Here is a 22797-nt window from a genome sequence, read left to right on the forward strand (position 1 = left end):
GCGTCGTCCCATGGACGTGTTGTGGGAAGACTTCGGCTGGGAGCGGTTGGGTCACGGTATCGGGCGGCGTCGACTGCCCGGCTGGGACGCCACGGTGGCGCTGGTGGCCGGGGCCGGTGAGGTGCTGCTGTACGACACCGGCTCGACGCTGCGCGAGGGGGTCGAGCTGCGGAGGCAGGCCGAGGCGCTGCTCGGCCGGAGGGTGACACATGTCGCACTGAGCCACCCGCACTTCGATCATGTGCTGGGGACGGCGGCGTTCGCCGGGGCGCAGGTGTACGGGGCGGTGGGCGTCACCGCGCTGCTGAAGCGGTCGGCGGACGAGCTGACCGGGTCGGCCGTCCACCACGGGCTCGCGGAGGACGAGGCGCACCGGGCGGTGGACACGCTGGTCGTGCCGCACCACGAGGTGACCGGCGAGTGGACGCTCGACCTGGGCGGCGGCCGTCAGGTGCTGCTGGCCAACGTGGGCCCGGGCCACAGCGGCCACGACCTCGCGGTGCTGGTCCCGGGGTCGGACGGTGAGCCTCCGGTGGTGCTCTGCGGGGACCTGGTGGAGGAGTCGGGCGAGCCGCAGGCGGGCCGGGACGCGATCACCTCGCGCTGGCCGGCCGCCCTGGACCGGCTGCTTGAGCTGGGCGGCGAGGAGGCGCTGTACGTACCGGGGCACGGGGCAGTGGTGGACGCGGCGTTCGTCCGCGCGCAGCGGGAGGCGCTGGCGGAGCGGTTCGGGGTGGGGTGAGGGGCCGTGCGGTGGGGTTCGGGCGGGGTGGGGGGCTGCCCGGAGGCGGGAGGATTATCGTCTGCGCATGCGCAGTTACCAGCCGGACCTGACCCCGCCGTGGAAGCGGTCCGCCCCCGTGCCCGAGGTGCCCGCCGAACCCGATCTGGTCGTGGAGGAGGTCGCCACCGGCTTCTGCGGGGCGGTGATCCGCTGCGAGAAGACGGCTCAGGGGCCGACGGTGACCCTGGAGGACCGGTTCGGCAAGCACCGGGTCTTCCCGATGGAGCCGCGCGCCTTCCTGCTGGAGGGCAAGGTGGTCACGCTGGTGCGCCCCGGCCCCGGCGGTCCCGCGCGCCCCACCCGTACGGCCTCCGGTTCGGTGGCGGTGCCCGGCGCGCGGGCCCGGGTGGCGCGGGCCGGGCGGATCTATGTGGAGGGCCGGCACGACGCGGAGCTGGTGGAGCGGGTGTGGGGCGACGACCTGCGCATCGAGGGCGTGGTGGTCGAGTACCTGGAGGGCATCGACGACCTCCCGGCCATCGTGGGCGAGTTCTCGCCGGGGCCGGACGCGCGGCTCGGGGTGCTGGTGGACCACCTGGTGGCCGGTTCCAAGGAGTCCAGGATCGCGGCGCAGGTCTCGGACCCGCATGTGCTGGTGGTGGGCCACCCGTACATCGACGTGTGGGAGGCGGTGAAGCCGTCGTCGGTGGGGATCGCGGCGTGGCCGGTGGTACCGCGCGGCCAGGACTGGAAGACCGGGGTGTGCCGGGCGCTGGGGTGGCCGGAGAACACCGGCGCGGCCTGGCAGCACATCCTGTCGAAGGTCCGGAGCTACAAGGACCTGGAGCCGCAACTGCTCGGGAGAGTCGAAGAGTTGATCGACTTCGTGACGCTGCCCGAGTGACGTGACGGGTGCGGGCAGCCGGTCCTCAGTCCACCAGGTCCCGCACCACCGCGTCGGCCAGGAGCCGCCCGCGCAGGGTGAGGACCGCGCGGCCCTCCTCGTACGGAACCGGATCGAGCAGCCCGTCGGTGAGCGCGCGGCGGGAGGCGGCGAGGCCGTCGGGTTTCAGGAGGTCGAGCGGGCAGCCCTCGCGGAGCCTGAGCTCCAGCAGGATGCGCTCGACCCGGCGGTCCTCCTCGGCGAGGATCTCCCGGCCGGCGCCCGGTGAGCGGCCTTCGGCCAGTGCCTGGGCGTACGCGCCCGGGTGCTTCACGTTCCACCAGCGGACGCCGCCGACGTGGCTGTGGGCGCCGGGGCCCGCGCCCCACCAGTCGGCGCCACGCCAGTACAGCTCGTTGTGGAGGCAGCGGCCGGCCTCGGTGGTGGCCCAGTTGGAGACCTCGTACCAGTCGAAACCGGCGGCGGCGAAGGCCTCGTCCGCGATCAGGTAGCGGTCGGCGTGCGCGTCGTCGTCGGTCATCGGGATCTCGCCGCGCCGGATGCGGCGGGCGAGCTGGGTGCCCTCCTCGACGATGAGCGCGTACGCGGAGACGTGGTCGGGGCCCGCGCCGATCGCCGCGTCCAGGGTGGCCCGCCAGTCGTCGTCGGACTCGCCGGGGGTGCCGTAGATCAGGTCGAGGTTGACGTGGTCGAAGCCGGCCGCGCGGGCCTCGGCGACGCAGGCCTCGGGGCGGCCCGGGGTGTGCGTGCGGTCCAGGATCTTCAGGACGTGCTGCTTGGCGCTCTGCATCCCGAAGGAGACCCGGTTGAAGCCGCCCTCGCGGAGGGCCGCGAGGTAGGCCGGATCGACGGACTCCGGGTTGGCCTCGGTGGTGATCTCGGCGTCCTCCGCGAGCCCGAACTCCTCCTTGATCGACGCCAGCATCCGTACGAGATCGGCCGCGGGCAGGAGCGTGGGCGTGCCGCCGCCGACGAAGACCGTGCGGACCGGGCGCGGGTCGTCGCCGAGGACCTTGCGGGCCTGGCGGACCTCCTCGATGAGGTGGGCGGCGTAGTTGTCGCGGGAGGCGAGCGCGCCGCCGGAGCCGCGCAGCTCGGTGGCGGTGTAGGTGTTGAAGTCGCAGTAGCCGCAGCGGGTGGCGCAGTACGGGACGTGCAGGTAGAAGCCGAGCGGGCGGTCGGCTGCGCCTTCCAGGGCGTGGCGGGGCAGCGCCCCGTCGTCGGGCACGGGCTCACCATCGGGCAGTACGGAAGGCATACCGTCCATTGTCGCTCGCGCCGGAAGCTTCCCCGACCGGTCTCAGTCCGCGTGCAGCACCAGCAGGGCCACATCGTCGTCCGGCGGCCGCTCGGCGAACGCGTGGACCGCTCGCCGGATGCGGTCCGCCGTCGCCTCGGCCGGCAGCCCGGCGCACCCGGCCAGCACCCGGGCCAGCCCGTCCCCGTCGTCGAACATCAGCGGCCCGGACCGCCGCTCGGTCACGCCGTCGGTGACGCAGAGCAGCGTGTCGCCGGGCGCGAGATCGAAGACCTGACTCTCGTACGCCACGTCCTCGACGACCCCGAGCAGCACCTGCGGCTCGGCCGCCGGGCGTACGGAGCCGTCGGGACGGAGCAGCAGCGGCAGCGGGTGCCCGGCGCTGGCCACCGTGCAGCGGACACCGCCGCCGGGGAGCGGCACGACCTCCCCGTACAGCAGGGAGAGGAAGCGGGACTGCGAGCCGTCGTGGAGCTGCCGGCCTCCGGCGGCGGCGACCATCAGCGCGGCGGCCTCGGCGGCCTCCATGGCGTCGTCCAGGAGGAGCCGGTTGAGCCGGTCCAGGACCTCGCCGACGCCGAAACCCTCGCGGGAGAGCAGGCGGAGCCAGGGGCGGGCGAGGCCGGTGACGACGGCGGCCTCGGGTCCGGAGCCCTGGACGTCGCCGAGGACGAAGCACCAGCGGTCGCCGGGGCACGGGAAGATGTCGTAGAAGTCACCGCCGACCACGCCGTCGTCGCTCGGTTCGTAGACGAGGGCGCTGGTGACGCCGGGGATCTCTGCGACCTTGCTGGGGAGCAGGCCGCGCTGGAGGATCCGGCTGATGGTGGCCTGCCGGGTGTAGGCGCGGGCGGCGCCGACGGCGAGGCCGAGGCGGCGTACGAAGTCCTCGACGAGCGAGGCGACGGCGTCGGGCACCTGGGCGACGCCCTCCCGGCCGACGAGCACGGTGCCGAGCGCGCGGCCGGCCGCGGTGATCCGGAAGGCGAGGGCGGCGCCGTCGCGGCCGCCGGGCTGCGGGGGCTCTTCGGTGGCGGGGTGCGTGGACTCTCCGGCTGCGGGGTGCGTGGGCCACGGCACCGGGACGAGTACGGGGCCGGAGCCGACGCCGGCCGGGAGGCGGAGGGGTTCGCGCTCCAGGGCCGTGCGCAGGGGCTCCGTACCGGCTTCGTCGCTGTGCCAGACCCGGGCGAGCCGGGGTTCGGCCCCCGGTCCGCCGCCCTCGGCCTCCAGCCAGATCGCGCACCAGTCGGCGAGGCGCGGCACCAGGAGCTGGCCGGCTATGGCGGCCACCAGGTCCTCGTCGAGCTGCCCGGCGAGCAGGTCGGACGCCTCGGCCAGGAAGGCGGGTGCGCCCCGGCCGTCCCAGACCGCGTCGTCGCGTTCGGTGCGCCGGGCGGCGGGAGCGAGGATCTCGGCGGCGCGCAGGCCGCGCCGGAGGGAGTCCTGGTCGGGCGGGGCGGGCGGGCCGCTCCAGTCGTCGACGGGGAGGCGGGCCCAGACGGTCTTGAGGCCGGTGCGGTAGGTGATGCCCCAGGACTCGGCGAGGGTGGCGACGAGCTGGAGGCCGCGCCCGTACTCGGCGGGGTCGGGAAGGCCGGCGGGCGCCTCGGTCTCCGTCTCCGTACGGCCGGGCTCCCTCTGCTCGTCGGCGCCGACCGGGCGGGCCGGGTGGTGGTCGGTGACCTCCAGGACCAGGGCGGCCGAGGGCTCGTCGCCGCCGTCCTCCTCCAGCCTGAGGACCAGGTCGACCGTGGTCCCGGCGTGCACGACGGCGTTGGTGACCAGCTCGTTGGTGACGGTCACCGCGTCGTCGGCCAGCCGGTCGCTGAAGCCCACGGCGGCAGGCACCCCGATCCCGGTCCACTCCGCGAGCGCGGCCCGCACGAACCGGCGGGCGGCGGAGGGGGCGAGAGGTATGCCGGGCAGGCTGGTGCGGCTGGCCAGGCGCGGGCCGTGCGCGTACCCGGCACGGGCGGTGCCGGGGCGCTGCACGGTGTCCCGCTGGTCCCGCTGCAAGGGGATGGGTGCCACGGTGCGGCTCCTCCGGGTCCGATGATTCCGACAGAGTGACAGACCGGACGCGCCCATAAGCACCGAGTTACCGAAGTGGGCAGAAAATCGAGCAGTTCGAACGCAAGGCTTCGGAAATCGGCCCCGCAGCGGAGTCCCTGTGGCGGCGCGAGAGGGTGGGCGGGTTCGCTCCTGCCGTAACGGCATGTGGTCGGGTGGGTTTCCTCCCCGCTCCATCGAGGAAAGGCCCCGCTCATGCACGTGTCCTTCGTCCCGCCGCGCCGGGTGCAGATCGGTGACGCGGCGGCGTTCGCCGGCACGACACCGCGGGCGATCCGGCACTATCACGCGATCGGTCTGCTTCCCGAGCCCGAGCGGGGCGGGGACGGGCGCCGCCGCTACGGCTACCAGGACATGATCCGGCTGCTGTGGATCCGCAGGATGGCCGGCGCCGGAATCGCCCTGGAGGACATCCGGGACGCCCTCACGGCGGAGACGCGGACCGACAGCGGCGACGGCGGCGGGGACAGCGGCGACGGGATCGCGCTCACCCTGGAGCACCTGGAGAACTCCCTCGCCGCCCAGGAGGCCGTACTGCGCCGTCAGCGGACCGCCGTGCAGCGTATGCGCGCCGAAGGCAGCCGTACGGGCTTGCTCTCCGACATCGTGACCGACCGCTTCAAGAGCCTGCCCGAGGGCTCCCTGCGCCAGGCGGAGCTGGACACGCTGCTGGTCACGGAGCGGATCTTCGGCCCCTTGGGCGCGGCCATCCAGGCCACCCGTTTCATCGCCCTGGCCACCCACCCCGCCCTGCGGGAGGAGTCCGACCGCATCGACGCCGCCGAGGAGGTACTCGACGACACCGTCGCCGTCGACGATCCGCGGGTGCCCCGGGTGGCCGCCGAGCGACACGCCTTCGAAGGCGCCTTGCAGGCCGCCATCGAGGAGTCCGGTCTGGCCGGGGAGGAGGAGGCCCTGATCGATACCTGGGACTCGCCGGACTCTGCCGCCGACGAGGAGGAGGCCGACCGTGGTTCCTCCGGCAGACGGAGGGCAGGCACCATGAGAGCGCTCGAAGCCGTGGGCAAAATGCCGTACGACTTCTCCCCGGCCCGTCTGCGCTGCATGGAGTTGGCCGTCCGACTCGCGGCCCAGGACACACCCACGGCCTGAACGACGGGCCGGCCGGCGGCCAGGAGTGGTGAAACCGGGTTCCGTCGCGGCGATGAGCCTGCGGCCGTCCGCGGGTCTACCCCTGGAGAGACCACCGACTCACCAGGAGTACGCCATGGGCCTCATCCACATCGAGCTGTTCGCGACCCTCGACCTCGTCGGCCAGGCGCCCGGCGGACCCGACGAGGACCCGCCGGGGTTCCCGTTCGGCGGCTGGCAGGCGCCCCTGCTGGACGAGGTCACCGAGGCGCAGATCGGTGGAGCGTACGAGGGCACGGACGCCCTCCTGCTCGGCCGGCGGACCTACGACATCTTCGCCGCCCACTGGCCTCACCAGGAGGGCGGCGAGGACGACGGGATCGCCACGCTCTTCAACAGCGTCCCGAAGTACGTGGCCTCCCGGGGCGGGCCCGACCTCTCGTGGGCGGGGTCGACGCTGCTCGGCCCGGACCTGGCCGCCTCGGTGCGCGAGATCCGTGACCGGCACGAACACGTGAAAGTCGTCGGGAGCCTGAACCTCGTGCAGAGCCTCCTGCGCGAGAAGCTCTTCGACCGCCTCGACCTCTGGCTGCATCCCATCGTGCTCGGCGTCGGCAAGAAGGTGTTCGACGGGGGCGCGGTGCCCACCAACCTGACGCTCCTCGCGCCACCGGCAGCCGGCCCGAAGGGCGCGGTCCATCTGCGCTACGGGCTCGCCGACGGCACTCCCGCGACGGGCGACATGAGCGCACCCGATCGCGGCGCCGGAAGCTAGCGTGCCCGGCCGGTCACGGCGGGACGCGCACGGCGGGACGCGCACGGCGGGACGCGCACGGCGGGACGCGCACGGCGGGACGCGCACGGCGGGACGCGCACGGCGGGACGCGCACGGCGGGACGCGCACGGCGGGACGCGCACGGCGGATGGGGCGGCCGGACACCCGTCGGTGTCCGGCCGCCCCATCCGCGTACAGCTCTGCGCCCTGCGAACGCGCCGAGCGTCTACGCCTCGCGCGATCCCGCGTACATCTCGTCGATCAGCCCCTGGTACTCGCGCTCGACGACCGGCCGCTTCAGCTTGAGGCTCGGGGTCAGCTCGCCGTGCTCGACGTCCAGGTCGCGCGGCAGGAGGCGGAACTTCTTGATGGTCTGCCAGCGCTGGAGGCCCTCGTTGAGGCGCTGTACGTAACCGTCGATCAGCTCGACGGTCTGCGGGGCGGCGACCACCTCCGCGTACTCCTTGCCCTTCAGGCCGTTCTCGGCGGCCCAGTTCAGGATGGTGGGGCCGTCGAGGGCGATGAGCGCGGTGCAGAAGTTACGGTCCGCGCCGTGCACCAGGATGTTGGAGACGAACGGGCAGACCGCCTTGAACTGGCCCTCGACCTCGGCCGGGGCGACGTACTTGCCGCCCGACGTCTTGATCAGGTCCTTCTTGCGGTCGGTGATGCGCAGGTAGCCGTCGGCCGACAGCTCACCGATGTCACCGGTGTGGAACCAGCCGTCCGACTCCAGGACCTCCTCGGTCTTCTCGGGCAGCTTGTGGTAGCCCTGCATGACGCCGGGGCCGCGCATCAGGATCTCGCCGTCTTCCGCGATGCGCACCTCGGTGCCGGGGAGCGGCTTGCCGACGGTGCCGGTGCGGTAGGCCTCGCCCGGGTTGACGAAGGAGGCGGCGCTGGTCTCGGTGAGGCCGTAGCCCTCCAGGATGTGCACGCCGGCGCCCGCGAAGAAGTAGCCGATGTCCGGGGCGAGGGCGGCGGAGCCGGAGATGCAGGCGCGCAGCCGGCCGCCGAAGGCGTCGCGGATCTTGGAGAAGACCAGCGCGTCGGCGACCTTGTGCTTCGCGCCGAGCGCGAAGGGGACGGAGGCCTTGCCGGTGCGGCGGTAGTTGTCCTGGGAGACCTTGGCGTACTCGCGGCCGACGCCGGCGGCCCACTGGAAGATCTTGTACTTGGCGCCGCCGCCCGCGCGGGCCTTGGAGGCGACCCCGTTGTAGACCTTCTCGAAGATCCGGGGCACGGCCGCCATGTAGGTCGGCTGAACGACCGGCAGGTTCTCGATGATCTTGTCGATGCGGCCGTCGATCGCGGTGACGTGGCCGACCTCGATCTGGCCCGAGGTGAGGACCTTGCCGAAGACGTGGGCGAGCGGCAGCCAGAGGTACTGCACGTCCTCGGCGGTGATCAGCCCGGTCGCCACGGTGGCCTTGGCCATGTACGACCAGTTGTCGTGCGGCAGCCGTACACCCTTGGGGCGGCCGGTGGTGCCCGAGGTGTAGATGAGGGTGGCGAGCTGGTCGGCGGTGATGGCCGCGACCCGCTCGGTGACCGCGTCCGGCGTCTTGGCGAGCAGCTCGTTGCCCCGCGCCTCCAGGTCGTCGAGGCTGATGATCCAGCCCTCGGGGTCGCCCTCGGCGGGCTCGACGCCGGTCGGGTCGATGACGACGACATGCGCGAGGTCGGGCAGCTCGGTGCGGCGCTCACGGGCCTTGGCCAGCTGCTCGGCGTCCTCCGCGATGAGGATCCGGCTCTCGGAGTCGGCCAGGATGAACGCGGACTCCTCCGCGTTCGTCGAGGGGTAGACCGTGGTGGTCGCGGCGCCCGCGCACATCACACCGAGGTCGATGAGGATCCACTCGACCCGGGTGGCGGAGGAGAGGGCCACCCGCTCCTCCGGCTGCACGCCGAGCGCGATCAGCCCGGCGGCGATCGCGTAGACCCGCTTCGCGGCCTGTCCCCAGCTCAGCGACTTCCAGTCGTCGGGGCCCTCGCCCGAGGCCGACGGGACCGGGTAGCGGTACGCCTCCCCGTCCGGGGTCGCCGCCACGCGGTCGATGAAGAGGGCCGCCACGGAGGGCGGCCGGTTATCGATCAAGGTCTGTGTGTCGCTCACGACGTCCTCCGGGCCTGCGGCATTGCTACGACCGGCTTCTTTGATCCTGCGACTACTGCGACTACTGCGGCTGAGCGCCGCTGTCCTGTGCTGCTGTCCTGCTGCGCAACCTGCTTGTTCGGCTTGTTTAACTGGCCAGTAACCATCGATGCGTGATCAGAGTAGAGGGCACTCGTCCGCCACGTAAGAGGCAACGAGCCGCCGCTTTCATAACGAAAGGGCCCTCACTCCGCACGTTACTGCGGTGTGAGGGCCCTGGGGCCGACCGTCGCCGGGAGCGGCGGGACGGGGGACGGACGCGGGGGGGGCTACTTCTTGCCCTTGCCCTCGCCGGCGGACTCGTCGGTCGACAGGACGGAGATGAAGGCGTCCTGCGGGACCTCCACGTTGCCGACCATCTTCATCCGCTTCTTGCCCTCCTTCTGCTTCTCCAGCAGCTTCCGCTTACGGGAGATGTCACCGCCGTAACACTTGGCGAGGACGTCCTTGCGGATGGCGCGGACGGTCTCACGGGCGATGACCCGGGCGCCGATGGCGGCCTGGATCGGCACCTCGAAGTTCTGCCGGGGGATCAGCTTCTGGAGCTTGGCGACGAGGCGGACGCCGTACGCGTACGCCTTGTCCTTGTGCGTGACCGCGGAGAACGCGTCCACCTTGTCGCCGTGGAGCAGGATGTCGACCTTGACGAGGTGGGCCGACTGCTCGCCGGTGGGCTCGTAGTCGAGGGAGGCGTAACCGCGGGTCTTGGACTTCAGCTGGTCGAAGAAGTCGAAGACGATCTCGGCGAGCGGCAGGGTGTAGCGGATCTCGACGCGGTCCTCGGAGAGGTAGTCCATGCCGAGCAGCGTGCCGCGGCGGCTCTGGCAGAGCTCCATGATGGCGCCGATGAACTCGCTGGGGGCCAGCACCGTGGCGCGGACGACCGGCTCGTGCACCTTGTCGATCTTGCCCTCGGGGAACTCGCTCGGGTTGGTGACGATGTGCTCGGTGCCGTCCTCCATCTCGACCCGGTAGACCACGTTGGGCGCGGTGGCGATCAGGTCGAGGCCGAACTCGCGCTCCAGCCGCTCGCGGACCACGTCCAGGTGGAGCAGGCCGAGGAAGCCGACACGGAAGCCGAAGCCGAGCGCGGCGGAGGTCTCCGGCTCGTAGACGAGGGCGGCGTCGTTGAGCTGGAGCTTGTCCAGCGCCTCGCGCAGGTCCGGGTAGTCCGAGCCGTCCAGCGGATACAGCCCCGAGAAGACCATCGGCTTCGGGTCCTTGTAACCGCCCAGCGCCTCGGTCGCCCCGTTCTGCAGGGAGGTGATCGTGTCACCGACCTTGGACTGCCGGACGTCCTTCACACCGGTGATGATGTAGCCGACCTCGCCCACGCCGATGCCGTCGGCCGGGGTCATCTCCGGGGAGGACACCCCGATCTCCAGCAGCTCGTGGGTGGCGCCGGTCGACATCATGCGAATGCGCTCGCGCTTGTTGAGCTGTCCGTCGACGACCCGGACGTAGGTGACGACACCGCGGTACGAGTCGTAGACCGAGTCGAAGATCATCGCGCGGGCGGGGGCGTCCGCGACACCGACCGGGGCCGGGACGTCCCGGACGACCCGGTCGAGCAGCGCTTCCACGCCGACACCGGTCTTGGCGGAGACCTTGAGCACGTCCTCGGGCTGGCAGCCGATGAGGTTGGCCAGCTCCTCGGAGAACTTCTCCGGCTGCGCGGCCGGGAGGTCGATCTTGTTGAGCACCGGGACGATGGTGAGGTCGTTCTCCATCGCGAGATAGAGGTTGGCCAGCGTCTGGGCCTCGATGCCCTGCGCGGCGTCGACCAGCAGGACCGTGCCCTCGCAGGCGGCGAGCGAACGGGAGACCTCGTAGGTGAAGTCCACGTGGCCCGGGGTGTCGATCATGTTGAGGATGTGGGTCGTCCCCGTGTCCTCACCCTCGGTGGGCGCCCACGGCAGTCGGACCGCCTGGGACTTGATGGTGATGCCGCGCTCGCGCTCGATGTCCATCCGGTCGAGGTACTGAGCACGCATCTGCCGCTGGTCGACCACACCGGTCAGCTGGAGCATCCGGTCGGCAAGGGTCGACTTGCCGTGGTCGATGTGCGCGATGATGCAGAAATTGCGGATCAGCGCCGGGTCGGTACGGCTCGGCTCGGGCACGTTGGAAGGAGTCGCGGGCACGCAGGGTCCTGATTCTTGAGACGCCGAACGCCGTGTCTCGGGTCGATGTCGGGTCGGTCGGATCGTCGGTCGGATCGATACGTAGGCTCCATCGTCCCACGCCTGCGGGCCAGCGACCGGTTTGGGCCGGTCGGAGGGTGACTGCTACCGTGGACAGCTGTGCCTCGTGGCTCTCACGAGCGGCGCGGCGCACTTAGAAGATCCAACGAACCTGAAAAGGCTCTTTCGTGGCGAACATCAAGTCCCAGATCAAGCGGAACAAGACCAACGAGAAGGCGCGCCTGCGCAACAAGGCCGTCAAGTCGTCGCTCAAGACCGCGATCCGCAAGGCCCGCGAGGCCGCCGTTGCCGGTGACGTCGAGAAGGCCACCACGGCCGCTCGCGACGCTTCCCGTCAGCTCGACAAGGCTGTCTCGAAGGGTGTCATCCACAAGAACGCCGCCGCCAACAAGAAGTCGGCGCTGGCGTCCAAGGTTGCCGCCCTCCAGGCCTGAGCTTCTTCCCGAAGCTCACTGATGTGACCGCCGGAACGGACCAGACGGGCCCTCTCTCCCGCCCCTGACCGGCACCCCGCGCCGCACACCGAACCTGCGTTCGCCACGCGGGTGCGACGCACCGAAGCACCACCCGGAAGCCCCGGCCGCCGATCTCCCCAGATCGCCGCTCCGGGGCTTCCGTGCGTGGAGGCTTCCGGGGCATCCCTTCCCAGCCCGTCCGGCGTTTGAGGACGGAACCGGTGCTCGCACGAGGGCCCGCATCCTCCCAGCACGACGCCCAGGCAATCCCAGCCCGTCCGGCGCTTGAGGACGGAACCGGTCACCACAGGGCCCCGCACCACCACGGCGCCCCCGGAGGGCTACCGCCCCGACCTCGCCGCCCGAGCCACCGCGACAACGGCCTTCTCCAGGGCGTACTCAGGGTCATCTCCCCCGCCCTTCACCCCCGCATCCGCCGCGGCCACGGCCCGCAGGGCCAGGGCCACCCCGTCCGGCGTCCACCCCCGCATCTGCTGCCGCACCCGGTCGATCTTCCACGGCGGCATCCCCAGCTCCCGGGCAAGGTCCGCCGGCCGCCCGCCCCGCGCGGACGACAGCTTCCCGATCGCCCGCACCCCCTGCGCCAGCGCGCTGGTGATCAGCACCGGCGCGACCCCGGTCGACAACGACCACCGCAGCGCCTCCAGCGCCTCCGCCGCCCGCCCCTCGACCGCCCGGTCGGCGACCGTGAACGACGAGGCCTCCGCCCGCCCGGTGTAGTAGCGCCCGACGACCGCCTCGTCGATCGTCCCCTCGACATCCGCGATCAGCTGCGACACCGCACTGGCCAGCTCCCGCAGATCGCTGCCGATGGAGTCGACCAGGGCCTGGCAGGCCTCCGGCGTCGCGGACCGCCCGTGGGTCCGGAACTCCGACCGTACGAACGAGAGCCGCTCGGCCGGCTTGGTGGTCTTCGGGCAGGCCACCTCCCGGGCCCCGGCCTTGCGCGCCGCGTCCAGGAGCCCCTTCCCCTTCGCCCCGCCCGCGTGCAGCAGGACGAGCGTGATCTCCTCGACCGGCGCGCCGAGATATGCCTTGACGTCCTTGACCGTGTCGGCCGCGAGGTCCTGCGCGTTGCGCACGATCACGACCTTGCGCTCGGCGAAGAGCGAGGGGCTGGTGAGCTCGGCGAGCGTGCCGGGCTGCAACTGGTCGGACGCCAGATCCCGTACGTCCGTGTCGGCGTCGGCAGCACGGGCGGCCGCCACCACCTGCTGCACCGCACGGTCCAGGAGGAGGTCCTCCTGGCCCACGGCGAGGGTGAGGGGGGCGAGCAGATCGTCGGTGGAATTCTTCCTGGTGGCCATCGCGCTCCAGCATCCCATGGCCCACTGACAGCCCGGATCCCCCACCGCCCCAGGGTGCGGGGCACAGATATCCGTACCGGAGAATGTCCGGGTGAACGATGAGAGACACGTACTGGTGCTGCCCGACCGTGACGCCGCCGAGGAGGTGGCCGGGGAGCTGGCGGACCGCTTCGGGGTCGCCGAGGAACCCCAGCTCGTACGGGACGCCCTGGCCGGCGAGGACGACGCCGAGGACGCCCAGTGGCTGGTGGTCGTGGAAGACCCGGCCGGACGCCTGGACCCGGCCGCGCTGGACGAGTTCGCCGCGGAGTACGAGGGGTGGCTGGAGAAGCCGTAGCGCCTCGGGCCCGCACGGGGCGAAAGACCTAGGTCCGGCGGCCGACGCGCCCCGCACCGGACGGCGGTTAGCGTGACGGCCATGAGCACCCCGGAACCTCCCCGCACCCCGGAACAGCGCCTGCGCGACACCCTCGACCGCCTCCGCGAGGACGAGGACGCCTGGGTGGCGACCGCCTCATCGGACGGCACCCCCTGCTTGGTGCCGTTGTCGTTCGTCTGGCACGGGGACGCCCTGGTCATGGCGACGCGGGGGACCAACCCGACGGCGGTCAATGTGACCCCCACCGGCCCGGTCAGGGTCACCCTCGGCCCCACCCGTGACGTGGTCCTCATCGAAGGAGAGGCGGAGATCGTCGCGGGAACGGCCCTCCCCACCGCCACCGGCGACGCCTTCGCGGCGAAGCTCACGTGGGACCCGCGCAAGGACTCCCGGTGGGTGTACCTGCGCATCACCCCGTACACCGTCCGGGCCTGGCGTGAGGTGAACGAGCTGGCGGACCGCGACCTGATGCTCTCCGGCACCTGGCTGGTCCCGCCCTCCTCCGTCGCCTCCGGCCCCGATCGGTCACCCCTCCCCTCCTGAACGGCCCACCGCCCGCAGCTCCTTGCCCGCCCCCGTCACCGCGATGGCGCCATGGGTGTCGGTACGCAGGACCCGCGCCCCGGCGGCCGTGAGCGCGTCGACGGTCCGGGGCGACGGGTGGCCGTACGGGTTGTCCGCGCCGCAGGAGATCAGCGCGAGCCTCGGCCGCGCGCCGTCCAGCAGCCCCGCGTCCTGGAAGGCGGAGCCGTGGTGGGCCACCTTGAGGACGTCCACCCGGGGCAGCCCGGCGGAGCCGAGCAGCAACCCGCGCTGAGCCGGCGGTTCGAGGTCGCCGAGGAGCAGCAGCGTCAGGCCGCCCGCCGCCCGTACGTACAGGGTCACGCTGGCGTCGTTCGGCCCGCCCGCCCCCTTCACCGCCCCGACTCCCCCGGGCCCGTCGCGCGGCCAGAGGACCCGCCACTCCAGCGGCCCCGCCCGACGCCGCTCACCGGACACCGCCCGCACCGTCGCGACCCGGGCGGCGGCCGCCGTGCGCCGGACGAACGCGGCCTGCTCGGGCGGCTCGTCCAGGCTCGTCGTCTGGACCGCGCCCACGGCCCTGCCCCGCAGCACCCCGGGCAGCCCCCGCACATGGTCGGCGTGGAAATGGGTGAGGATCACCAGCGGCACCCGGGTGACGCCGAGATCGCGCAGGCAGTGGTCGACCGAGCGGGGGTCGGGTCCGGCGTCGACGACCACCCCCGTACCCTCCCCGGCCGCGAGCACCATCGCATCTCCCTGCCCCACGTCGCACAGCGCGAACGCCCAGTCGGGCGGCGGCCACCCGGTCACGATCCGGGCCAGCGGGACCGGTCGCACCACCACGAGGACCAGGAGCAGCGCGGCGCCCGCGCAGAGCCAGGGGTGGCGCACCAGCCGGGGCGCGAGCAGCACGCCGAGGACCGTGAGGACTGCGAGAAGCCCGGCACCGGCCCAGCCCCCGGGCCACGGCACCTCCGCCCCGGGAAGGTCCGCCCCCGTACGGGCCACCCCGGCGATCCATCCGGCCGGCCAACCAGCGACCCAGGCCAGCAGTTCGGCCACCGGAGGTGCGACCGGCGCGACGGCCAGCGCCGCGAACCCGAACACCGTCGCGGGCGCCACCGCGAACTCCGCCAGCAGGTTGCACGGAATCGCCACCAGACTCACCCGCGAGGCCAGCACCACCACCACGGGCGCGCACACCGCCTGCGCCGCGGCCGCCGCCGCCAGCACTTCGGCGAACCGCACCGGCATCCCCCGCCGTTGCAGTGCCGCACTCCACCGCGGCGCGAGCGTCAGCAGGGCGCCCGTGGCCAGGACCGACAGCAGGAACCCGTAACTCCGGGCCAGCCACGGGTCGTACAGCACCAGGAGCACCACGGCCGCCGCCAGTGCGGGGAGCAGGGACCTGCGGCGGCCGGTCCCGATGGCGAGAAGCGTGATCAGGCCGCAGGCCGCCGCACGCAGGACGCTCGGCTCCGGGCGGCACACGACGATGAACACGAGCGTCAGCCCGCCGCCCAGCAACGCGGTTCCGCGCAGCGAGATGCCCAACTTCGGCGCCAGGCCGCGCCTCTCACTGTTCATTGCCGAACCGGGCGGGCCGATGAGGAGGAAGAGCAGGATCGACAGGTTTGCTCCGGAAACAGCTAACAAGTGCGTCAGGTCGGTGGCCTTGAAGGCGTCGTGGAGGTCCGGCGGGACCCTGGAGGTGTCCCCGACCACCAGCCCCGGCAGCAGCGCCCGCGCGTCCGCGTCGAGGCCGTCCGTCGCCTCCCGCAGCCCGGAGCGCAGCTCGCCGGCCGCGCGCTGGACCGCCGTAGGGGGGCCGGTGATCCGGGGTGGCCCCTCGGTGTCCACCCGCAGGACGGCGGCCAGGCGTTCGCCCTCGTGGGCAGGGGGCGAGAGGCGGCCGCCGACGCGGAGCCGGGTGGACGGGAGCAGCTCCTGCCACCTCGCCCGGTCGTCGCCGGGCGAGACCATGAGGAGCACGGGCGTACGGACCCGGGTGCGGTGGCCGCCGGGTGGGGCCACCTCGGTGATGTCCGCGTTGATCAGGAGCGTGTCCGGGGTGCTGTGGCTGCCCCGTACGCCGGGACGCGTCGGCCGGGGATCCGAGGCGACCCGCACCTCGGCGTCCACCCGTGCGTGCTCCTGCGCCAGCCCGGGAACGGGCCCTCGCCTCACATCGGCACCGTGAAACCCTGCCGTGGCACCGCCGGCCGCCGCGCAGAGCAGCACGGCTCCGGCAGCGACGGCCCACTTGCCTCTGCCCGCTGCGGCGGCCCACCTGGATGCTGCCGGTGCGGCAGCCCGCGTAGATCCTTGCGGCGCGTCGGGCCGCCCGGATCCGGAGGACGCGGCTGCTGCCCTCCTCCGCGCAGCGGTCCCGGCCACCAGGAGCACGAGCGCCACCCCGGCACAGACCACCGCCCCTGCGGCCACCCGGCGTCCCGGCAGCCCCAGCGCGAGAGCCGCGGCCGCCCAGACCGCCAGCGCAGGCGGGACGAGCCGGAGGTCCGTCGCCCCCTCCTCCCGTGCACGGGCCGTGCCCCGCACACCAGTCGTGTCCCGGTCGGCCCGGTCGGCCACGGCCGCCGTGGGGCTGTTCACGGCTGTACGAGCGGTCGGAGGTCGGCGAACCGGCGGTCACCGATGCCGTTGACCTGCCGCAGCTCGTCGACGGACCGGAATCCGCCGTTCTCCGTGCGGTGGTCGATGATGTGCTGCGCCAGCACGGGCCCGACCCCCGGCAGGGTTTCGAGCTGCTCCTTGGTCGCCGCGCTCAGGCTCAGCAGTGCCGCCGGACCGGGCGCGCCCGGTGTGCCCGCCGTCCCGTCCATCGCGCCGAGGGCCGCCGGGGCCTGCGGCAGTCCCACCGCGACCTGCTCGCCGTCCACGAGCACGCGCGCCCGGTTGAGACCCGAGAGATCGGTCCCGGCGCGCGCACCGCCCGCCGCCCGGAGCGCGTCCGCCACCCTCGAACCGGCCGGAAGGCGCTGGACACCCGGCCGGCGCACCTTGCCGCTGACGTCCACGACGATCTCCCCGGCCGGTTCGGGAGGAGGGGTGGGCGGTGCACCGGCAACCGGTCGGGGTACCGAGCCCGCGCCTCCGGCCCGTAACGGATCGTCGACCACCGCCGCGGCCCCGGCCTCCACCGTCTCGGGGGCACGCACCCCCTGCGGACGCGCGGACCAGAAATGGAAGGCGGCCAGGCCGGCGGCCGCCACCAGCACCAGTGCCAGCGCCGCGATCGTCCGCGGTGCCAGCCCCCACCCGAGCCGCGCCCCCATGGGCACCCGGTCCCACAGCCCGGCCACCACACGACCGACCCGCGGGGGCGCCTCCGGCCGGTCCGGGGCGCCCTCCCCCGGACGGGCGTCGTGCAGGGCGTACGTGGCCGGGCTCGGCTCAAGAACCACACCCGGGGCGGTCGCCGGAACCACACCCGGGCCGGCCTCCGGAACCGCACCCGTCATCAGCGCGTCCGCCCGACGCCGAGCGGCCGCCGCGGCAAGGGCGGCACGGCCTCGCGCGGGCCCGTGACGGGCGCCGGGCCGAGCACCGGGACGTACCCCGGCCCGCCCGCTCGGCCGGCTGCCGGGCCCACGCCGCATCGGGCGCCCGGCCGCCGCCACCCTCACGGCGGCAGAGGTCGGCAACGGCGACAAGGACGGAGAAGTCACGGACGCGTGGTCGGGCATCGACACCCGAGGAGTTCGAAGGGCCATGCCTCACGACGTTAGGCACAACCGCCCGAACCCGCTGAGCAGCCCCGATTCCTGTGGACAACCGGCCAGTTGTGGATATCTCGGTCACCCGTCCGAGGTTCGCCGCCATCACCTCCGAGGCTCCGTCGCCATCACCTCCAGTGCCCCGCCGCCATCACCGCGACACGGTCGCCGCCCCCGTCACCGATACAAGATCACCGTCACCGCGGCGAGATCACCACACCCAGCAGCCCCGGCCCCGTGTGCGCCCCGATCACCGCGCCCACCTCGCTGACATGGAGGTCGGCCAGCCCCGGCACCCGTTCCCGCAGCCGCTCGGCGAGCCGCTCCGCGCGCTCCGGCGCGGCGAGGTGGTGGACGGCGATGTCCACCGCCGCCGCACCGGCCCGCTCGGCGACGATCTCCTCCAGGCGGGCGATGGCCTTGGACGCCGTCCGTACCTTCTCCAGCATCTCGATCCGGCCACCGTCGAGCTGGAGGATCGGCTTCACCGCGAGCGCGGACCCCAGCAGCGCCTGGGCCGTACCGATACGGCCGCCCCGGCGGAGATAGTCCAGCGTGTCGACATAGAAATAAGCGGATGTTCCGGCGGCCCGCTTCTCCGCCGCCGCCACGACCTCGTCCAGGCTGCCGCCCGCCTCCGCGCTCTCCGCGGCCGCGAGGGCGCAGAAGCCGAGGGCCATGGCGACCATGCCCGTGTCCACCACGCGCACCGGGACCGGCGCGTCCTTCGCCGCGAGCAGCGCGGCGTCGTACGTACCCGAGAACTCCGCCGACAGGTGCAGCGAGACCACCGCGTCGGCGCCGCCCTCGGCCGCCGCCCGGTAGGTCGCGGCGAAGACCTCGGGGCTGGGGCGGGAGGTGGTCACGGAGTGGCGTTTCTGCAGGGCCAGGGCGAGCGAGCGGGCCGAGATCTCCGTGCCCTCCTCCAGCGCCTGATCGCCCAGGACGACGGTCAGCGGCACCGCGGTGATGCTGTGCCGTTCCATCGTCCGGTGCGGCAGGTAGGCCGTTGAATCAGTGACGACAGCGACATGGCGGGACATGAGCCGGAGGTTACCTGCCGAGGTGGGAGTGCGGGAGCCCGGCCCCGGCCCCGCGATCATTCGTGGTCACTTCGGAACGCGTCCGGTCGGAACGCGTCCGGTCACCGCGCAACCGTCAGTTGGTCGTCTCCGGCCGGGCCGACTTCTGCCATGGGTACGTCGTCCGCAGGCGCGGGTCCGGAGCGGTGATCGCCTGCGGGGCCTCCTCGCCGGCCGGTCCGCCCCAGGAGTCGTCCGCCGTGCTGCTGCTGCCGCCTCCGGCAGCGGGCTCGGGCCAGTCCACCCCGGTGTCGCGCCTCTGCGGCGCCCCGGCGCCCGGCCCCTGCCCGGACTGCTGCTGCTCCTCCACGGTCCAGTGCCGCAGGGCCCCCGCCTCGATGTCGATCTGCGCGTTGAGCGCGTCCAGGTCGTCGTCGGCGAACTGCCGCGCGCGGTCCCGGGCCGCCCAGCGCAGCGAGTCCGCCGAGTGGGTGATCCGCTCGGTGCGCTCCCTCAGCTGCGGCAGCAGGCCGGCGACCGTCGCCCGGTCGGGCTCGCGCTCCAGCCGCTTCAGCTCCTCGTCGAGCTCCAGGCCGTGGGCGCTCAGCCGCCGGAAGAGGCCCACCGACTCCGCGAGGGAGGAGTCCTCGGCGACTCCGGCGTGCAGGGCGTCCTGGGTGGCGCGCATCGAGGTGCGCAGGGCCAGCCGGAGCTGCGCCAGCTCACCGGCCACACCCGGCTGGCCGAAGCTCTTGGCCCGGAGCGTGGTGTCCTCCACGGTGCGACGGGCCTGCGTGATCGTGCGGTCCACGCCGCGCTTGGCCGCGCCGACGGCCTTCACGGTCATATAGACGCCCAGCGCGACGAACGCGACGAAGAGCAGCGCCAGGATCGTGATCGCGGCTTCCATGAATGCCCCTCGGTGTCTCGATGCGGCCCGCCGGTACCGGTCGCCCTCTCCACCGTAAACGGAGCGGGCAGGCCGAGGGTTCCTTCGGAACCCCCAACCTGCCCGTAGGGGATGGCCCTAACTCCGTACGAAAAGGGTCATGCGGGGACGATGTTCACCAGCTTCGGCGCCCGCACGATCACCTTGCGGATCCCGGCGCCGGCCAGCGCCGCGACGACCGCCTCGTCCGCCAAGGCCAGCGCCTCCAGCTCCGCGTCCGTGATGGAGGGCGAGATCTCCAGGCGGGCCCGGACCTTGCCCTTGATCTGGACGACACAGGTGACGGTCTCGTCGACGACGTACGCCGGGTCGGCCACCGGGAAGTCCTGGTGGACGACCGACTCGGCGTGGCCCAGGCGGCGCCACAGCTCCTCCGCGATGTGCGGGGCCAGCGGGGCGACCAGCAGGACCAGCCGCTCGGCCACGGACCGCGACAGCGGGCCGCCCGCCTTCGTCAGGTGGTTGTTCAGCTCGGTGATCTTGGCGATGGCGGTGTTGAACCGCATCCCCTCCAGGTCCTGGCCGACCCCGTCGATGGCCTTGTGCAGGGCCCGCAGGGTCTCCTCGCCGGGCTCCGTGTCGACGACGGTGACCTCGCCGGTCTCCTCGTCGACCACGTTGCGCCACAGCCGCTGCAGCAGCCGGTACTGGCCGACCACGGCACGCGTGTCCCAGGGGCGCGACACGTCCAGCGGGCCCATCGCCATCTCGTACAGGCGCAGCGTGTCGGCGCCGTACTCGGCGCAGATCTCGTCCGGCGTGACCGCGTTCTTCAGGGACTTGCCCATCTTGCCCAGGACGCGGCTGACCTTTTCGCCCTCGTAATAGAAGGCGCCGTCGCGCTCCTCCACCTCGGCGGCGGGGACGGCGATGCCCCGGGCGTCGCGGTAGACGAAGGCCTGGATCATGCCCTGGTTGTACAGCTTGTGGAACGGCTCGGCCGACGAGATGTGGCCCAGGTCGTGCAGCACCTTCGACCAGAACCGCGCGTACAGCAGGTGCAGTACGGCGTGCTCGGCGCCGCCGACGTACAGGTCGACGCCGCCCGTGGGCTGACCCTCGCGCGGGCCCATCCAGTACTGCTCGATCGACGGGTCGACCAGCTGCCGGTCGTTCGTCGGGTCCAGGTAGCGCAGCTCGTACCAGCAGGAACCGGCCCAGTTGGGCATGGTGTTGGTCTCGCGGCGGTACTTGCGCGGACCGGCACCGTCACCCAGGTCCAGCGTCACGTCGACCCAGTCCGCGTTGCGCGACAGCGGGGTCTCGGGCTGGGCGGACGCGTCCTCCGGGTCGAAGGTGCGCGGCGAGTAGTCCTCGACCTCCGGCAGCTCCAGCGGCAGCATCGACTCGGGCAGCGGGTGGGCGATGCCCTCCTCGTCGTACACGATCGGGAAGGGCTCGCCCCAGTAGCGCTGGCGGCTGAACAGCCAGTCACGCAGCCGGAAGTTGACGGTGCCTTCGCCAACGCCGTGCTCCCGCAGCCAGTCGGTGATCTTCGCCTTGGCCTCGACGACGCCCAGGCCGTCCAGCGAGACCTCGTCGTTGGCGGAGTTGACCAGCTTCGCCTCGTACGAGCTGAAGGCGTCGTTCCACGTGGCGGGGTCGGTGCCGCGGTCGTCGGACGGCTGGACGACACAGCGCATCGGCAGCTCGAAGGCGCGCGCGAAGGCGAAGTCGCGCGCGTCGTGCGCCGGTACGGCCATGATCGCGCCGGTGCCGTACCCCATCAGGACGTAGTCCGCGATGAAGACGGGGACCTTCTCGCCGCTGACCGGGTTGGTCGCGTACGCGCCGGTGAAGACACCGGTCTTGTCCTTGGCCTCGGCCTGCCGCTCGACGTCGGACTTGGCTGCGGCCTGCTTGCGGTACGCGGTGACGGCCTCGGCCGGGCTCGCGTGCCCGCCGGTCCACACCGGGTGGGTGCCCTCGGGCCAGGCGGCCGGGATGATCCGCTCGACCATGTCGTGTTCGGGGGCCAGCACCATGTACGTGGCGCCGAACAGGGTGTCCTGACGGGTGGTGAAGACGGTGATGCCACCGGCGGTGTCGACCGGGAACTCGACCCGTGCGCCCTCGGAGCGGCCGATCCAGTTGCGCTGCTGCAGCTTGATCGCCTCGGGCCAGTCCAGCCCGTCCAGGTCGTTCAGCAGCCGGTCGGCGTAGGCGGTGATGCGCATGTTCCACTGGCGCAGCTTGGCCTTGAAGACGGGGAAGTTGCCGCGCTCGGAGCGGCCGTCGGCGGTGACCTCCTCGTTGGCCAGCACGGTGCCCAGGCCGGGCGACCAGTTGACCGGCGCGTCGGAGGCGTACGCCAGGCGGTACTCGCCCAGCAGGTCGGCGCGTTCGGCGGCGGTCAGCGCGCTCCACTCACGGCCGTCGGGCGTCGCCCGCGTGCCGTTCTCGAACTGCTCGACCAGCTCGGCGATCGGGCGGGCCCGGTCGGCCTCGGTGTCGTACCAGGAGTTGAAGATCTGCAGGAAGATCCACTGCGTCCACTTGTAGTACTCGGCCTCGATCGTCGCGAACGAGCGGCGGTTGTCGTGGCCCAGACCCAGACGGCGCAGCTGGACCTTCATGTTCTCCATGTTGGCCTCGGTGGAGACCCGCGGGTGCGTGCCGGTCTGGACGGCGTACTGCTCGGCGGGCAGGCCGAACGCGTCGAAGCCCAGGGTGTGCAGCACGTTGTGGCCGGTCATCCGCTGGTGGCGGGCGTAGACATCGGTGGCGATGTAGCCCAGCGGGTGTCCGACGTGCAGCCCGGCGCCCGAGGGGTACGGGAACATGTCCATGATGAACTTCTTCGGCCTGGCGGCCAGCTCCGGATCGCCCGCCAGCTCCCCGGTGGGGTTCGGCGCCTCGTACGTCCCCTCGGCGTCCCAGAAGTCCTGCCAGCGTGCCTCGATGTCGGCGGCCATCGCCGCCGTGTAGCGGTGCGGCGCGGCCGTCTCGGCTGCGGAATTCGTCTCGCTCATGATCCTCAAAGCTCCATCGATCGTCATCTGCCGGGAAACGAAAAATCCCCTCGCACAGGAGGGGACGCCGCGCTGACTCCGACCAGGCGTTCTCACCGGTCGGGACTGTTCAGCGCGGCTCGCTAAGCAGAAGGCGTACGGCACGCATGGCGTCAGGGTACCGCACGGGCACGGAGGGCTGCGGAGAGCAACCGGTGGGTGGACGCCGTCCCCTGCAGCGCCGGGAAACGGCCCCGCAGCGCCCG

General features: G+C 72.6%; 17 protein-coding genes. 7 read left to right on the plus strand and 10 right to left on the minus strand.

Annotation, left to right across the window (positions count from 1 at the left end; genetic code table 11):
• Positions 1-10 precede the first annotated feature (10 nt).
• Both ACQP09_RS09500 and ACQP09_RS09505 read left to right on the plus strand, forming a co-directional pair.
• Positions 11-742 carry an MBL fold metallo-hydrolase gene (locus ACQP09_RS09500; RefSeq protein ID WP_433397547.1) on the plus strand — a complete coding sequence of 244 codons (732 nt, stop codon included), beginning with the start codon at positions 11-13 and terminating at the stop codon, positions 740-742.
• A 67-nt stretch (positions 743-809) separates the two neighbouring features.
• Positions 810-1628, plus strand: a complete 819-nt coding sequence (locus ACQP09_RS09505) for a DUF3097 domain-containing protein (protein ID WP_432152267.1) — start codon at positions 810-812, stop codon at positions 1626-1628.
• Between the two features lie 25 nt (positions 1629-1653).
• Here the strand turns inward: ACQP09_RS09505 and hemW are convergent, their stop codons facing one another.
• The gene (gene hemW / locus ACQP09_RS09510) at positions 1654-2895 is read right to left on the minus strand and encodes a radical SAM family heme chaperone HemW (RefSeq protein WP_433397549.1); all 1242 of its coding nucleotides are present in this window, start codon (positions 2893-2895) and stop codon (positions 1654-1656) included.
• Positions 2896-2928: 33 nt separating this feature from the next.
• Entirely contained in the window at positions 2929-4920 is a 1992-nt protein-coding gene (locus tag ACQP09_RS09515; protein ID WP_433397551.1) for a SpoIIE family protein phosphatase, read from the minus strand.
• 234 nt (positions 4921-5154) lie between these two features.
• Between ACQP09_RS09515 and ACQP09_RS09520 the strand changes: the two genes are divergently transcribed.
• Both ACQP09_RS09520 and ACQP09_RS09525 read left to right on the plus strand, forming a co-directional pair.
• The gene (locus ACQP09_RS09520) at positions 5155-6072 is read left to right on the plus strand and encodes a MerR family transcriptional regulator (protein WP_433397553.1); all 918 of its coding nucleotides are present in this window, start codon (positions 5155-5157) and stop codon (positions 6070-6072) included.
• Between the two features lie 115 nt (positions 6073-6187).
• Complete coding sequence (locus ACQP09_RS09525) at positions 6188-6826, plus strand: dihydrofolate reductase family protein (RefSeq protein ID WP_433397555.1); 639 nt, start codon at positions 6188-6190, stop codon at positions 6824-6826.
• A gap of 226 nt (positions 6827-7052) precedes the next feature.
• Here the strand turns inward: ACQP09_RS09525 and ACQP09_RS09530 are convergent, their stop codons facing one another.
• Together ACQP09_RS09530 and lepA are read right to left on the minus strand one after the other, a co-directional pair.
• Positions 7053-8942, minus strand: a complete 1890-nt coding sequence (locus ACQP09_RS09530) for an AMP-dependent synthetase/ligase (RefSeq protein WP_433397557.1) — start codon at positions 8940-8942, stop codon at positions 7053-7055.
• A gap of 308 nt (positions 8943-9250) precedes the next feature.
• The gene (gene lepA, locus ACQP09_RS09535; RefSeq protein WP_433397559.1) at positions 9251-11125 is read right to left on the minus strand and encodes a translation elongation factor 4; all 1875 of its coding nucleotides are present in this window, start codon (positions 11123-11125) and stop codon (positions 9251-9253) included.
• Between the two features lie 227 nt (positions 11126-11352).
• Here lepA and rpsT point away from each other — a divergent pair, with 227 nt between their 5' ends.
• Positions 11353-11619 carry a 30S ribosomal protein S20 gene (gene rpsT / locus ACQP09_RS09540; RefSeq protein WP_363199484.1) on the plus strand — a complete coding sequence of 89 codons (267 nt, stop codon included), beginning with the start codon at positions 11353-11355 and terminating at the stop codon, positions 11617-11619.
• A gap of 362 nt (positions 11620-11981) precedes the next feature.
• Here rpsT and holA read toward each other — a convergent pair whose 3' ends face one another.
• Entirely contained in the window at positions 11982-12968 is a 987-nt protein-coding gene (gene holA, locus ACQP09_RS09545; protein WP_433397560.1) for a DNA polymerase III subunit delta, read from the minus strand.
• Positions 12969-13059: 91 nt separating this feature from the next.
• Here holA and ACQP09_RS09550 point away from each other — a divergent pair, with 91 nt between their 5' ends.
• Positions 13060-13305 (plus strand): hypothetical protein, encoded by a 246-nt coding sequence (locus tag ACQP09_RS09550; RefSeq protein WP_433397562.1) that lies wholly within the window; start codon positions 13060-13062, stop codon positions 13303-13305.
• 81 nt (positions 13306-13386) lie between these two features.
• On the plus strand, positions 13387-13890 hold the full coding sequence (locus ACQP09_RS09555) for a pyridoxamine 5'-phosphate oxidase family protein (protein WP_433397563.1): 504 nt from the start codon (positions 13387-13389) through the stop codon (positions 13888-13890).
• Here ACQP09_RS09555 and ACQP09_RS09560 read toward each other — a convergent pair.
• The 5 genes from ACQP09_RS09560 to leuS form a co-directional block, all read right to left on the minus strand.
• Positions 13873-16485 carry a ComEC/Rec2 family competence protein gene (locus ACQP09_RS09560; RefSeq protein ID WP_433397565.1) on the minus strand — a complete coding sequence of 871 codons (2613 nt, stop codon included), beginning with the start codon at positions 16483-16485 and terminating at the stop codon, positions 13873-13875. The genes ACQP09_RS09555 and ACQP09_RS09560 overlap by 18 nt on opposite strands.
• A complete protein-coding gene (locus tag ACQP09_RS09565) occupies positions 16482-17354 on the minus strand; it encodes a ComEA family DNA-binding protein (RefSeq protein WP_433397567.1) in 873 nt (290 codons plus the stop codon). The genes ACQP09_RS09560 and ACQP09_RS09565 overlap by 4 nt, the downstream gene beginning before the upstream one ends.
• Before the next feature lie 452 nt (positions 17355-17806).
• A complete protein-coding gene (locus ACQP09_RS09570; RefSeq protein WP_433397569.1) occupies positions 17807-18652 on the minus strand; it encodes a DegV family protein in 846 nt (281 codons plus the stop codon).
• 115 nt (positions 18653-18767) lie between these two features.
• On the minus strand, positions 18768-19541 hold the full coding sequence (locus tag ACQP09_RS09575) for a hypothetical protein (RefSeq protein ID WP_433397571.1): 774 nt from the start codon (positions 19539-19541) through the stop codon (positions 18768-18770).
• Between the two features lie 137 nt (positions 19542-19678).
• Complete coding sequence (leuS, locus tag ACQP09_RS09580) at positions 19679-22552, minus strand: leucine--tRNA ligase (protein ID WP_433397573.1); 2874 nt, start codon at positions 22550-22552, stop codon at positions 19679-19681.
• Positions 22553-22797 lie beyond the last annotated feature (245 nt).

The organism is Streptomyces sp. CA-146814 (assembly GCF_050942385.1).
Taxonomy (GTDB): Bacteria; Actinomycetota; Actinomycetes; order Streptomycetales; family Streptomycetaceae; genus Streptomyces.

What these genes read in the sequence shown, in the direction of transcription:
- holA (WP_433397560.1), bottom strand. Translation starts at nt 12,968, where the DNA reads ATGGCCACCAGGAAGAATTCCACCGACGATCTGCTCGCCCCCCTCACC.
- ACQP09_RS09505 (WP_432152267.1), top strand. Translation starts at nt 810, where the DNA reads ATGCGCAGTTACCAGCCGGACCTGACCCCGCCGTGGAAGCGGTCCGCC.
- ACQP09_RS09565 (WP_433397567.1), bottom strand. Translation starts at nt 17,354, where the DNA reads ATGACGGGTGCGGTTCCGGAGGCCGGCCCGGGTGTGGTTCCGGCGACC.
- hemW (WP_433397549.1), bottom strand. Translation starts at nt 2,895, where the DNA reads ATGGACGGTATGCCTTCCGTACTGCCCGATGGTGAGCCCGTGCCCGAC.
- ACQP09_RS09575 (WP_433397571.1), bottom strand. Translation starts at nt 19,541, where the DNA reads ATGGAAGCCGCGATCACGATCCTGGCGCTGCTCTTCGTCGCGTTCGTC.
- ACQP09_RS09555 (WP_433397563.1), top strand. Translation starts at nt 13,387, where the DNA reads ATGAGCACCCCGGAACCTCCCCGCACCCCGGAACAGCGCCTGCGCGAC.
- ACQP09_RS09570 (WP_433397569.1), bottom strand. Translation starts at nt 18,652, where the DNA reads ATGTCCCGCCATGTCGCTGTCGTCACTGATTCAACGGCCTACCTGCCG.
- ACQP09_RS09500 (WP_433397547.1), top strand. Translation starts at nt 11, where the DNA reads ATGGACGTGTTGTGGGAAGACTTCGGCTGGGAGCGGTTGGGTCACGGT.
- ACQP09_RS09525 (WP_433397555.1), top strand. Translation starts at nt 6,188, where the DNA reads ATGGGCCTCATCCACATCGAGCTGTTCGCGACCCTCGACCTCGTCGGC.
- leuS (WP_433397573.1), bottom strand. Translation starts at nt 22,552, where the DNA reads ATGAGCGAGACGAATTCCGCAGCCGAGACGGCCGCGCCGCACCGCTAC.
- ACQP09_RS09520 (WP_433397553.1), top strand. Translation starts at nt 5,155, where the DNA reads ATGCACGTGTCCTTCGTCCCGCCGCGCCGGGTGCAGATCGGTGACGCG.